Consider the following 12,700-nt stretch of genomic DNA (forward strand, 5'->3'; position numbering starts at 1 on the left):
CGGAGTACGGGAACACCGGCCGCCGGCGGGTGGTTGTCGCCGCAAACGAGCGAACCGGAGGACGCCGTGAGCGACATCGACGAGCTGAAGAGCTGGAACGAACGGATCATCGAGGAGTTCCGGGCGAACGACGGGAAGGTCGGCGGGCCGTTCGAGGGCGGGACGCTGTTGCTGCTCACCACGCTCGGCGCGAAGTCGGGGAAGTCGTATGTCTCGCCGCTGATGTACCTCGCCGACGGCGACCGCGTGCTGATCTTCGGGTCGTACGCCGGCGGGCCCAGGCACCCGGCGTGGTACCACAACCTCCGCGCCAACCCGCGTGCCTCGGTCGAGATCGGCACCGGGACCTACGACGTGACCGCCGAGGAGATCACCGGCGCCGAACGCGACGAGCTGTACGCGCGGCAGGTCGCGGTGGCCCCGGGCTTCGGGGAGTACGAGAAGAAGACCGACCGGACCATCCCGGTGGTGGCGCTGCGTCCGGTCGGCGGCGCGAGCTTCGACCTCGGCTGAGGTCGGGCCTCGCGGGCTGTCCCCGGGGGCTATCCGGCTTCGCCACCGCGTCGGAAGAACGACAGCACGAACGACGCGGTGGCGGTCACCGGCTCGCCCCGTGCGCTCAGCTCGGCGATCCGGGCGCGCTGGTCGCCGCGGTCGAGGTGGTGTGCGTTCGGCCCCATCGCGAGGACGCGGCGTACGTCGGCGGGGGAGAGGGTCAGCTCGACGGTGCAGGTCTCACGTACGGCGGGTTCGAACTCCCCGGCCAGCGACGCGTCGAGCTGGTCCAGCTTGCCTTCGTGCACCTCCAGCATCGCCACCAGCGCGCGGAGCTCGGCCAGGTGCCCGGCCGTGGGCGTCACCACCGCGAGCACCCCGCCGGGACGCAGCACCCGCGCGAACTCCGCGGGGTTGCGCGGTGCGAACACGTTCAGCACCGCCGAGGCCGACCCCGCGGCCAGCGGCCAGGGCTGCCAGATGTCCCAGCCGACCGCGCCCACTCGCTCGTGGGAGCGGGCGGCGCGGCGCAGCCCGGCGACGGACGCGTCCATGGCGAGACCGGCGGCGTCCGGTAGCCGGTCGAGCACGGCACCGAGGTAGTAACCGGTCCCGGCGCCGGCGTCGACCACCAGACCGCCGGGTGCGCCCGGCGTCTCAGCAGGCGAAAGCTCCGCCACGCGGTCGGCCAGGCGCTGCGCCAGCGGTGCGTAGTGGCCCGCGGCGAGGAACTCCGCCCGGGCGGTGGCCATGTCGCCGGAGTCCGCCAGCGGGGGCCGGGACCGCGCGCTCAGCAGGTTGACGTACCCCTGGCGGGCGACGTCGAAGCTGTGCCGCTCCGCGCAGCGCAGAACGCCCGGTGCGCGGGTCAGTGGACTCCCGCACACCGGGCAACGCAGTGCGTCGACGACGGCCGGCGGCGGTGACTCACGCGCCGGGCCGTGCTGATTCCCGGGCTCGCTCAGGGGGTCGGCCGGTCGACTCCGCCCCGCCAGCCGCCGGTCTCGGTGCCCCGGGACTCGATCCATTCCTTGTACTTTGCCAGGTCGGCCCTGACCTGGCGCTCCACGAGTCCGAGCTTCTCCCCGGCCTTCTCCACCAGGCTGTCGGGCTCGATGTCGATCTGGACCATCACCTTGGTGCGGTTCTCGTCCAGCCGGTGGAACGTCACCACACCCGACTGGGTGGGCGAACCCTTCTCGGTGGTCCACGCCACCCGCTCGTCCGGGATCTGCTCGGTGATGCGGGTGTCGAACTCCCGGCGGACACCGCCGATGTTGGTGACCCAGTGGTTGTGGACGTCGTCGAGCTGGGTGATCTTCTCCACGCCGGACATGAACCGGGGGAAGTCCTCGAACTGCGTCCACTGGTTGTAGGCGGTCCGGATCGGAACGTCGACCACGATCGATTCTTCGCTGGCCATGTCAGCCTCCTCGTTACCTACGTTCAGTGCTCGTTACCTACGTTCAGTGCTATTCGAGCTACCTCAAAGGGCCTGCCCCAGGACCGGCCGGGCAAACCCGCACGGCCTCGCGGCTACGGGCGTCGGCGCGCACGGCTAGGGTGCGTGCAGCGGATCAGGTTCGGGCCAACGCGGGCCGACAGGCCGTCGCAACGTCGCCATGGAGCCGATGAAGGGGAGCACGGCATGAGCGAGAACGACCGGCTGATCGCTGGCCGTTACCGCCTACTGGAGCAGATCGGCAGCGGCGGCATGGGTGTCGTCTGGCGGGGCGTCGACGAGCGACTGCACCGGCCGGTCGCGGTCAAGCGACTCCTGTTGCCTGCCTACCTCAGCGGCACCCAGGCCGAGGAGGCAAAGCTTCGGGCGATGCGGGAGAGCCGCATCGCGGCCCGCATCCAGCACCCCCACGTCATCGCGACCTACGACGTCGTCGAGGACGACGGACATCCCTGCCTGGTGATGGAGTACCTGCCCTCCAGGAGCCTGTCGGAGGTGCTGGAGGAGCGTGGTTCGCTCCCGGCAGGCGAGGTGGCGAGCATCGGCCGGCAGGCGGCGAGCGCACTGGCCTCCGCGCACGCGGCGGGCGTCGTACACCGCGACATCAAGCCTGGCAACGTCCTGCTCGGCGAGAACGGCGTGGTGAAGATCGCCGACTTCGGAATCGCCCGCGCCGTCGGCGACGTGACCGTGACCGCGACCGGGCTCATCTCCGGCACCCCCGCCTACCTCGCCCCGGAGGTGGCCAAGGGCGAGGACGCCACGTTCGCCTCCGACGTCTTCTCACTCGGTTCCACGCTGTACGCCGCGGTCGAGGGCGGCCCGCCCTTCGGTCGCAGCGAGAACCCCATCGCGTTGCTGCACCAGGTCGCCTCGGCGCAGGTGGCGCCGCCGCGCCGGGCGCCGCGCCCGCTGGCCGACGTGCTGCAGCGCGTCCTGCGTGCCGACCCACGGCAGCGCCCACCGGCCGGTGCGGTGGCCCGCGAGCTGGCGGCCGTCGCCGCCCGGCTGTCCGGCCCGCCGGAGCGGGACGAGGACGCCGACACCACCCGGCGGTTCAACACGCCGGTGGCGGCGATCCCCGGCGTCGACGCTCCCAGCACGTCCGGGGCGGCCGCCTCCGGTGACGACGCCGAGTCCGGGCGCGGCGCCTACGCCGATGACGCTTCCTCCTACTCCCGTGACGAGACGCGGCGCCCCGCGGCCGATGCCGGACAGGCCGCAGGGGCCGCGTCCGCGGTGTCCGGTGCATCCGGCGCCGGGCGAGGCGGCTTCTCCCCTCGCACGCCGTCGACGCCGTACCCGCCGGAGACCTCCGAGTCCTCCGAGCCCGGCCCGGGTGACGCGGGTGGTGAGAGTCGCCGGCGCCGGTTCGGTGCGATCGTGGCCGCGGTGATCGCCGTGGTCCTGATCGCCGGGGTGGGGGTGGCGTACCTCCTGGACCGCCGCGACGAGCCGGGCGGCGGCCCGGTCGCGGGCGCCACCACCGACAAGGCGACCCCGCGCCACACACCGACCCCGACGTCGAAGTCGCCGAGCCCGACGCCGACCACGAAGTCCCCGAGCCCTACCCCGAAGTCGCCGAGACCCACGCCGAAGTCGCCGAGCCCGACGCCGACGCCGACGCGGAAGTCGCCCCGCCCGACCCCCACCAAGAAGGAGCCGGGCCGGTCCCCCGGAGATACGGTCGCCGGTTACTACTCCACGCTCCCGGAGAACATCGACGGGGCCTGGTCCCAGCTGACGCCGCGCTACCAGCGCAGGGCCGGGGGATACAGCGGCTACCGGAAGTTCTGGAGGCAGTTCAGCGACGTGCGCACCAGCGACGTCACCACCAGCGGCAACGTCGTCCGGGCCCGGATCACCTACACCCGCAAGAGCGGTGGGGTCGACCGCGAGCGACGCAGCTTCACCATGGTGCAGCGCAACGGCCGGTGGCTGATCGACGCGTCCTCGGTGATCGGCTAGCGCACCCCGAGCCTGCCTGTCCCCGCCCCGGCCGGAGGCGCAGGACGTGTGGCACGCAGGCCCAGCCCGGGCGGCATAGGTTTGAGGACCGTACGCGACGCCAAGCATCTTGCGAACGCACCCGAACCCGCCCCCGAACCAGGAGGACCCAGATGACGACGACGCCGGACTCCGACCCCCGCCAGGAACTGCAGCAGATCGAGGACGACCTCGCGCGACTGCGCAGAGAACTGGACGAAGCACGTGCGCTGGGCCGTTACCGGTTCGACCCACCCAACGACGCCGGCGACGTGGCCGCCGAACTCACCGCCGAGGAGGAGCAGCAGGCGGTCATCGCCACGCTGGAGAAGCGCCGCGAGGACCTGCTCCGCAGGCTCGGCGAGGCTTAGGGGGCCGAGCGCAGCCGCCGCCCGAATTACCCTTGTCCATAACGGGATCGGTGCACCCAAAGGCTGTCAAGCGGCATTTGGTGGGGGCTGCCCAAGGTCGCATACTGAGCAGATGGGCGGCGTACGGGCATGGTCGGCCGCGGTGGAGCACACGTCGCGAGCGGAGCCATTTATGCACGAGGCGCTCTTCTATCGCGATCCGCCCTGCCTGAGTGCGGCCCTGCTGCCCCGGTTCACCGACGCGTTCGCCGACGACGAGCCGGTCGCGGTGGTCGTACGCCGGTCCCGAATGGAACTCCTCAGAGGGGCGCTGGGCAGTGACGCCGCCCGGGTGCGCTGGCTGGACATGGCCCGCGAGGGGCGCAACCCCACCCGGCTGATTGCCGGCGTGCTGAGCCGGTTCGCCGACGACTACCCCCATCGACGGGTGCTGGTCGTCGGTGAGCCGATGTGGCCCGAACGTCCGGACGCCGACTACGCCGCGGTGGTCGCGACCGAGGCGCTGACCAACCTGGCGTTCGCCGGTCGCGAGCTGACCGTGATCTGCCCGTACGAGGTGAGCACGCTCGCCCCGCACGTCCTGCAGGATGCGGCCCGTACGCATCCCACGGTGGTGACCCGCGAGGACACCTGGACGAGCCTCTCCTACCGCGATCCCGTCGACCTGGCGATGTCGATCCTGAGTGACCTGCCCGAGCCGGAGGGTGTTCCGGAGCGGTTGACGTTCGGTGCGCACGGGCTGGCACAGGTGCGCAAACTCGTGTACGCACACGCGGTTCTGGCCGGCCTCGGCAGTTCCCGCCGCGACGATCTCGTCCTCGCCGTCAACGAGGTCGCCACCAACACGCTGGTGCACGCAGGCGGGCCCGGCGTCCTGCGGGTGTGGCGGGAGACGGGTCGCCTGGTGTGCGAGGTGAGCGACCAGGGCCGGGTGAGCGACCCACTGATCGGCCGGCACCCGGCACCCGGGTCGCCGCGGGCGCAGGGCGGCCGCGGGCTGCTGCTGGTCAACGACCTCTGCGACCTGGTGCAGATCGCCACCGCCTCCGGCACGACCGTACGGATGCACATGAACGTCGCGGACGACTGACCGCTCCGCCCACCTGCCGTTCGTGCGCCCGGGCGCCGCAGGGTCAGCCCTGTTTCGCCAGCAGATCGGCCACCCGGAACGCCATCGCGAAGATCGTCAGGACCGGGTTGACACCGCCGTTGGTGACGTGGAGGGAACCGTCGGCCAGGCGGAGGTTGTCGTGCCCCCAGACCCGGCCCTCCGAATCGGTCACCGAGGTCGCCGGGTCGGTGCCCATCCGGCAGGTGCCGGCCTGGTGCTGGCCACCGCTCGGGCCCCGGCCCACCCCACCGCTCGGGATCGTCCGCGTCGCGCCGCCGGCCGAAAGCCACTCGGTAGCCCGCCGCTGCAACATCGCCGCCGTCGGCCTGTCGACGTCGAGCACCCCGCCGGACAGCCGGGCCACCGGCATCCCGAACACGTCGCGTACCCGCGGATCGACCGTGACCCGCGAGCGCGGGTTCGGCGTCTCCTGCAGCGGGCCCATCACCATCGTGGTGCGCTGGTAGAGATCGCGCATGCCGCGCTTGCTCGCGGCGCCCGACCGCGGGATGACACCGGCACCGGTGAGCAGGTTGTACGTCGCGAGCGGCATCGGCACGAAGTCGTTGGCCAACATCCCGCCGCCCACCAGACCGTCGTTGTGGTGGCGGAAGTCGTGCGTGGCGATCGTCGGGCCGGGCCCTGCGCTGTTCTGCACCACGTCGTCGAAGATGCCGAGCGCCCCCGCGTACACGTGTCCCTGCAGGTTGCGGCCCACCTGGTCGTGCCGGTTGCCGAGTCCGGCCGGGTCGGTGGCGGACGCGCTGTTGAGCAGCAGGCGCGCGGTCTCGATCGCCCCGGCGGCCAGGATCACCTGGTCGGCGGTGACCGTGCGGCGGCGTACCTGTCCGTCGGCCGGCCCGGTGCCACCGGCGAGGGTGGCCAGCGCGACGCCGGTCACCCGGCCGTGGTCGTCGGTGACCACGCGTTCGGCGAAGGTGCCGGTGACGAGGTCGCAGCGCCCGGTGGCCAGGGCGCGGGGCAGAACGGTGTTGTGGCTGCCGTTCTTCGCCTCGGCGGGGCAACCGAAGCCGACGCACTGGCCGCAGCGTACGCAGGCCGGCCGGCCGCCGTAGGGCGTGGAGTTGATCAGCAGCGGCACGCGACCGGTCGACCAGCCGAGCTCACGGGCACCGGCGGCGAGCCTGGCGCCGGACAGGGTGCCCGGCAACGGCGCCATGGGCAGTCCTCGCCGGCGGGGCCCGGCGCCGGTGAACCCGGCCGGGTCGCCGGCCACCCCGAGCTCCCACTCGGCGCGGTCGTAGTAGGGCTCCAGATCGGCGTACGACAACGGCCAGTCGGCCAGCGAACTGCCTTCGGGCACGCCGTAGACGGACGCCATCGTGAAGTCCTCCGGCACGAACCGCCAGGCCTGCGCGCCGTAGACCCGGGTGCCGCCCCCCACCGTCATCGCGTTGTTGCTCCAGCGCCCGTCGGTCGGCCCGACGACCGCCTCCTCGCCGCCGTCGGGAGCCCACACCCGCGGGTGACCCGACGCCACCGGGCCGGCACTCTGCGCGTAGCCGAACAGGGCGCGGTGGCTGCGCAGGTGGTCCCCCCGCAGGTCCTCGGTGCGGAGGAAGTCACCACGCTCGACGGCGAGCACGCGGTAACCGGCCTCGGCGAGGACGCAGGCCGCCGTGCCACCACCGGCGCCGGCACCGACGACGATGGCGTCGTAGTGCGGACCGATGTCTCCGAACGATGTCAACGGGAGGTTGACGGTGAGCGCCTCGGGTGCCGGCCAGTGGGCGTCCTGCGGCGCCGCGCGGTAGCCGACCATCCGCCAGGACACGCTGTCGCGGTTGCCGCCGTTGTCCGGGTCGGCGTAGAAGCCCTGCACAGTAAGGGATTCCAGCAAGCGGAAGAACTCCGTCGGGTCGACGCCGTTCGGTTGCACCGTGGTCCGGCCGGCGCGCAGCGCGTCCAGCACTTCGTCCTGGGCGGCCTCGGACAACGCTGCGAACCCCGTCGCGCCTTCGACGTCTCCACCCGTGGCTCCTGCCTTCGCGTCCGCCTCGGCGTCGAGCAGGCCCAGCCCGGCGGTGAGCAGATCGACGGCATGGGGGAGTTCGGTCGTGAGGATCCGGGCCAGGAAGTCGCCGACGCCGGCGTCCCACCCGGAAGGGAAGTCGTCGGCCGGAACGAGCCGGTCGACGGCCGCGCGCAGGCCGGGCCTAGCCAGGAGTTCGGTGAGGGTGGCGTCGTCGGCGGGCATGGTCGACCTCCACGGCAGGCTCGGTTTCCGGGGGCCCCTTCCTCGCGACCCTTCGCAGGCGCACCCGAGGTCCGCCCGCGAACGACCCTATTCCTACTGACACGGGGGATGGGTCGGGGTGACGGCCTCGGCCGGCGTGCCGGACGACCGGTTCCGGCAGGTGCTCGGGCGGGGGGTTGGCCGCGGGTTTGCCGGACGGGAAGGCTGGCCTCGTGCAGATCCGAGGATTCCGGCCGGGTGACGGGCCGGCGCTGGTGGAGGCCTGGCGGCTCGCCATGCCGCTCGACCCCCTCACCTACCCGCGATTTCGCGACCTGGTGCTGCTGGACGCCAACTTCGAGCCGGACGGCCTGCGGATCGCGGTGGACGGCGACCGCTTGGTGGGTACGGCCTACGCGGTGCGGCGGCGGGTGGCGATGGTGGCCGGCGACCTGGAGCCGGGTACCGGCTGGCTGCCGTTCTTCTTCGTGACCCCGGCCGCGCGGGGTGCGGGCATCGGCCGCGCGGTGGTGCGCAGCGCGCTGGACTGGTTACGGAACCAGGGCACCCGCGAGGTGTACTTCGCGTCGTACACACCCAACTACGTGCTGCCCGGGCTGGACGCCGAGGCCTACCCGGAGGCGGACGCGCTGCTGCGGGGCCTCGGTTTCCAGCGGCGGTCCGAGGCCGCGGCGATGGACCGCTCGCTGGTGGGCTACCGGATGCCGGAGGGGATCCGGGCCCGCGTGGAGGACCTGACGGCGCGAGGTCACCGGTTCGGTACGCCGACCGGGGACGAGCTTGTCGAGCTGGTCCGGCTGGCCGGTGAGGAGTTCAACCCCGACTGGGCCCGCGCGATCCGCACTGCCGTCGTCGCCGGGCTTCCACTGGACCGGATCGTCGGCGCGTGGGAGCCCGACGGGACGCTCGCCGGGTGGGCGATGCACGCGGCGTACGAGAACGTCCTGGAACGCTTCGGGCCGTTCGGCGTACGCCCGGACCGCCGGGGCACCGGACTCGGCCGGATTCTGCTGCACCTCACCCTGGAACGCATGCGTGCGCAGGGCGCCCACAGCGCGTGGTTCCTGTGGACCGGCGAGCGGTCCCCGGCCGGACAGCTCTACCGGAGCACGGGATTCGCCGTCACCCGGCGGTTCGGCGTGCTCCGGGCCGAGCTGACCTGACCCCCGGTCTGGGCCGACCTGGCGACCTTGGCCGGCCGTCCTCAGTCGACGTCGATCCGGCCGACGACCTCCCCGCCCGCGAGGAACTGCTCGAACTCACCCCACGGCTTGGTCCCGTCCTTGGTCTTGATGACCTCCTTGGAGTACTGCGCGAGATAGACCCGGCGCAGCTTGTCGGTGAGGTTCGGTCCGCTGCGGTGCATCACCACGCTGGAGAACACCGCGATCGACCCGGCCGGAACCGTCACCGGCATGCCCGGGTCGTCGCCGAAGTAGCAGACCAGATCGTTCACCCGTGGGTCCGGAATGTGCTTGACGTAGGAACGGATGCCGGAGCGTGAGTACGGCCGGAGGTAGACCGAGCCGTTCTCCTCGGTCACGTCGTCCAGTGCGATCCAGCAGGTGAGGTACGGCGCGTGGTCCTCGTGCACGTAGCCGGAGTCCTGGTGCCAGGCGAACGACGTGTCCGGGTCGCCGGCCTTGATGACGTACTGCTCCCAGAAGAGGTACGCATCCTCGCCCAGCGTCGCCCGGCAGATCTCCCGCATCAGCTCGCTGAACAGGAACTGCCGCAGCTCCGGACGGTCGCGGTAGATCATGTGGCTGAAGTAGCGCTTGCCACGGGCGTTGATGCCGATCCGGTCGGTGCCGGCCCTCTCCATCTCCGCGTCCAGCTTGTCCATCGAGTACTGCGCGCCGCCCCGCAGCAGCTCCAGTTGTTCGTCGCTGAGGGCGCGTTCGAGGATGAAGTAGCCGTCGTTCTCGTACTGCTCCCGCATCTGCGGGGTGACCAGGCCGGTCCTGGTCTCCTCGGTCGAGGTCATGGGTCGCTGCCTCCAGCGCGTCGGTGCGGGCGTCGGTGTACGCACGCTAGGCCTCGACGCCGCCGGAGCGGAATGGTCACGATGGCCGGGGCATGTACGTTCTGGCGCCCGGGCCGGTCACCACTCCGGGCGCACGGGTAGCGTCGCGGGCATGGACTCGGGCACCCGGATCGCCGTGTCCGCCGCGCCGGTGACCAGGCTGGGACAGCTGGTGCTGGCCGGTGAGGTGGTCGACGACGAGCCGATGATGCCGTCGCCGCTGCGGGTGATGGAGGCGTACGTGCTGTCGGTGGTGGTCGCGGGATCCGGCCGCTACCGGCACGCCGACGGCCGGGAGGAGCCGGTCACGCCGGGCGCGCACACGCTGGTCCCGCCCGGCCGGCCGCACTGGTACGGCACCCTCGGTGGGCGGACCTGGACGGAGGTGTTCGTCGTCTTCACCGGTCCGTTGTTCGACGCCCTGGCCCGGGCGGGAGTGCTGGCCGAGGACGGCCCCCGCTACCCGCGCCCGGCCCCGTCCGCGGCCGCGCTGCGGACCATCCTGGCGTCCACGCCGCGCTCGGTGCAGGCGGCAGAGCACCAGTTGGTGGCCTTCGCCGACTGGCTGCTGGACGTGACCGGGCCGGAGGATTCGGGGGAGGCGGCGGGGCCGAGCCCCGCCGTGGCCGCCGCCGTCGACCGGCTCGCCGACGACCTGACCGGCCGCCTCGACATGCGCTCGGTGGCGGCGGAGGTGGGTCTGCCGTACGACACGTTCCGGCGCAGGTTCGCTGCCGAGGTGGGCCAGTCGCCGCTGGCGTTCCGCAACGCGCGGCGGCTGCAGACCGCGGCGACGCTGTTGCGGGTCACCGACATGACCACCAGGGAGATCGCCCGGACCCTCGGCTACACCGACGAGTTCCATCTGTCGCGGAGGTTCCGCGCGCACTTCGGTCTGCCGCCGAGCGACTATCGCCGGTCCTGACCGGCTGAGGCCTGCCCTGCCGACGAAGCCGGCGATGCGCCTGACGTTGGTCAGGCGTTCTCGAGTGCGAGGGCGGCGAGTCGTCTGGCCTGTGCGACGGCGCGGGTGGGTAGCCCGGTGCCGTAGCTGATGCTCGCACCCTCGTGCAGGACGAGCAGGCCGGCCGCGACCGAACCGGGCCGGCGGATGCCCGCGTCCTTCACCAGGTCGGTGAGGTAGCCGAGCAGCCAGCGTTTTTGCTCCAGGATGACCGCGCGCCCGGGATGGCCGGCGTCCTCCGGGAGTTCGGCGAGGGCGTTGACGAAGGCGCAGCCGCGGACGTTCTCCCGCCGGGCCCACTGCTCGAGTGCGTCGAAGGTCGCGAGAACCCGGTCGGCGCCGGCCTTCCGGTCCGCGCTCGCGCGCCTCCCCGTGCCGGCTGCCGCGGCGGTGTGCTGGTCGACGTAGGACGTCAGCCACTCCCGCCAGCGCTCGTCGCGGGCCTGGAGGTAGCAGGCGACGAGGACGTCCTTGGAACCGAAGCAGTCGTACAACGTCTTCTTGGTCACCCCGGCGGCACGTGCCACCGCGTCGACGCCCACGGCGTGGATGCCCTGGTCGTAGAAGAGGGTGGACGCCGCGTCCAGGATCCGGCGACCGGCCGGGGTGAGCTCTCTCATTCCCTCGACTATACCGACCGGTGGGTTGACAGTCCCTCGTGCGCCGCGAGAGTGTCCGGGTATACCGATCGGTTTACCTCACCGATCCCGGGCGGCTGACGCGCCGGGATCGGATGTCCCCCTTCCCTCATGCGGCGTTCGTACGCGGACGCCCCGAACGAAGGCGAGATGACCCCCACTCCTCGTAGCCCTCGTTTGACCGCGATCTGGACCCTCGTCGGACTGGTGCTGCTGACCCTCAACCTGCGGGCGGCCATCACCGGCGTCCCGCCCGTCCTGGGCGACCTCCGGGACGAACTCGGGCTCACCGGCGTCCAGACCAGCCTGCTCACCGCGCTGCCGGAGTTGTGCCTGGGCATCTTCTCCGCGCTCGCCCCCGTGCTCGCCCGGCGGCTCGGCACCGAGACGGCGATCACCCTTGCCCTGGTGGTGATCACCGGCGGCCTTCTGCTGCGCATAGCCGGCGGCCGCCCGGCGTTGTTCACCGGCACGGTCCTGGCCGCCGCCGGGATGGCGACCGGCAACGTGCTGGTGCCGGCTGTCGTCAAGCGCGTCTTTCCCGGCCGGGTGGGTCTGCTCACCGGCCTGTCGATGATGTTGTTGTCGGTCGGCGGCGCCGCGGCGGCGGGGCTGGCCGTCCCGCTGGACCAGCTCGGCGGCCGGCAACTGGCGCTGGGTTTCTGGGCGGTCCCGTCCGTGCTGGCGGCGCTGGTATGGGGTCCGCTCGCGCTCGCGGGGCGGCCACCGCGACGGACGGGCGTCACCACCGCCGAGCCCGGGAGGGAGACCCGGACGGAGCATCGTCCGGAACATGGTCCGGAGGGGACGTTGCTGCGCTCGCCGCTGGCGTGGTCGGTGACGGTCTTCATGGGCCTGACGTCGCTGATGTTCTACACGCTGACGTCGTGGCTGCCGCAGCTCCTGCGGGACAGCGGGTTCGCGCCCGCCACCGCCGGCACGATGAACTCCGTCATCATCGTCATCGGCATCCCGCTCGGGTTCGTCGTGCCTGTGCTCGCCGCCCGCCTGCACGACCAGCGGCCGCTCGTCCTCGCGGTGGCCGCCCTGATGGTGGCCGGACTCGTCGGCCTGCTGCTGGCACCGGAGGCCGGATGGCTCTGGGTGGCGATCTTCGGGGTCGGCACGGGCAGCGCGTTCCCGATCGCCCTGACGCTCCTCAACCTGCGTTCGTCCGACGCCACGGTCACGGCGCGGCTCTCGGGTATGGCCCAGTCCGGCGGGTACCTCGTCGCCGCGTTCGGTCCGCTGGCCTTCGGCGTGCTGAACAGCGCCACCGGCGGCTGGGAGGCGCCGATCTGGCTGCTGCTCGTACTGGTGGTGCCCGAGCTCGGCTGCGGACTGCTGGCCGCGCGGCCGGGTTTCGTCCGGCCGCGAAGGGCCGGCCGGCTGATCGGCTCGGACGCGTAGTGTGCGGAGGGATCATCGA

General features: G+C 72.2%; 12 protein-coding genes. 7 read left to right on the forward strand and 5 right to left on the reverse strand.

Annotated features, from left to right (window positions below; translation table 11 throughout):
• Positions 1–66 precede the first annotated feature (66 nt).
• Entirely contained in the window at positions 67–513 is a 447-nt protein-coding gene (locus tag ABZV93_RS07050; protein WP_354931731.1) for a nitroreductase family deazaflavin-dependent oxidoreductase, read from the forward strand.
• Between the two features lie 29 nt (positions 514–542).
• Here the strand turns inward: ABZV93_RS07050 and ABZV93_RS07055 are convergent, their stop codons facing one another.
• Positions 543–1,382: a putative RNA methyltransferase gene (locus tag ABZV93_RS07055; protein WP_354931734.1), complete on the reverse strand. Its 840-nt coding sequence runs from the start codon at positions 1,380–1,382 to the stop codon at positions 543–545.
• Positions 1,383–1,456: 74 nt separating this feature from the next.
• A complete protein-coding gene (locus tag ABZV93_RS07060) occupies positions 1,457–1,918 on the reverse strand; it encodes an SRPBCC family protein (protein ID WP_354931737.1) in 462 nt (153 codons plus the stop codon).
• A gap of 225 nt (positions 1,919–2,143) precedes the next feature.
• Here ABZV93_RS07060 and ABZV93_RS07065 point away from each other — a divergent pair, with 225 nt between their 5' ends.
• From ABZV93_RS07065 to ABZV93_RS07075, 3 genes are all read left to right on the forward strand, one after another.
• Positions 2,144–3,925 carry a protein kinase gene (locus tag ABZV93_RS07065; protein WP_354931740.1) on the forward strand — a complete coding sequence of 594 codons (1,782 nt, stop codon included), beginning with the start codon at positions 2,144–2,146 and terminating at the stop codon, positions 3,923–3,925.
• 152 nt (positions 3,926–4,077) lie between these two features.
• The gene (locus tag ABZV93_RS07070; protein ID WP_354931743.1) at positions 4,078–4,314 is read left to right on the forward strand and encodes a hypothetical protein; all 237 of its coding nucleotides are present in this window, start codon (positions 4,078–4,080) and stop codon (positions 4,312–4,314) included.
• 172 nt (positions 4,315–4,486) lie between these two features.
• On the forward strand, positions 4,487–5,404 hold the full coding sequence (locus tag ABZV93_RS07075; protein ID WP_354931746.1) for a sensor histidine kinase: 918 nt from the start codon (positions 4,487–4,489) through the stop codon (positions 5,402–5,404).
• A gap of 43 nt (positions 5,405–5,447) precedes the next feature.
• On the opposite strand, the gene ABZV93_RS07080 is transcribed toward ABZV93_RS07075, so the two are convergent.
• The gene (locus ABZV93_RS07080; RefSeq protein WP_354931749.1) at positions 5,448–7,643 is read right to left on the reverse strand and encodes a GMC family oxidoreductase; all 2,196 of its coding nucleotides are present in this window, start codon (positions 7,641–7,643) and stop codon (positions 5,448–5,450) included.
• Between the two features lie 212 nt (positions 7,644–7,855).
• On the opposite strand from ABZV93_RS07080, the gene ABZV93_RS07085 reads away from it, so the two are divergent.
• Positions 7,856–8,806 (forward strand): GNAT family N-acetyltransferase, encoded by a 951-nt coding sequence (locus tag ABZV93_RS07085; RefSeq protein ID WP_354931752.1) that lies wholly within the window; start codon positions 7,856–7,858, stop codon positions 8,804–8,806.
• 41 nt (positions 8,807–8,847) lie between these two features.
• On the opposite strand, the gene ABZV93_RS07090 is transcribed toward ABZV93_RS07085, so the two are convergent.
• The gene (locus ABZV93_RS07090) at positions 8,848–9,630 is read right to left on the reverse strand and encodes a phytanoyl-CoA dioxygenase family protein (protein WP_354931755.1); all 783 of its coding nucleotides are present in this window, start codon (positions 9,628–9,630) and stop codon (positions 8,848–8,850) included.
• A 151-nt stretch (positions 9,631–9,781) separates the two neighbouring features.
• Between ABZV93_RS07090 and ABZV93_RS07095 the strand changes: the two genes are divergently transcribed.
• A complete protein-coding gene (locus ABZV93_RS07095) occupies positions 9,782–10,594 on the forward strand; it encodes an AraC family transcriptional regulator (protein WP_354931758.1) in 813 nt (270 codons plus the stop codon).
• A 50-nt stretch (positions 10,595–10,644) separates the two neighbouring features.
• Here the strand turns inward: ABZV93_RS07095 and ABZV93_RS07100 are convergent, their stop codons facing one another.
• Positions 10,645–11,253, reverse strand: a complete 609-nt coding sequence (locus ABZV93_RS07100; RefSeq protein WP_354931761.1) for a helix-turn-helix domain-containing protein — start codon at positions 11,251–11,253, stop codon at positions 10,645–10,647.
• Positions 11,254–11,421: 168 nt separating this feature from the next.
• Between ABZV93_RS07100 and ABZV93_RS07105 the strand changes: the two genes are divergently transcribed.
• Positions 11,422–12,681 carry an MFS transporter gene (locus tag ABZV93_RS07105; RefSeq protein WP_354931764.1) on the forward strand — a complete coding sequence of 420 codons (1,260 nt, stop codon included), beginning with the start codon at positions 11,422–11,424 and terminating at the stop codon, positions 12,679–12,681.
• Positions 12,682–12,700 lie beyond the last annotated feature (19 nt).

Origin of the sequence: Actinopolymorpha sp. NPDC004070 (assembly GCF_040610475.1) — a bacterium.
GTDB lineage: Bacteria > Actinomycetota > Actinomycetes > Propionibacteriales > Actinopolymorphaceae > Actinopolymorpha.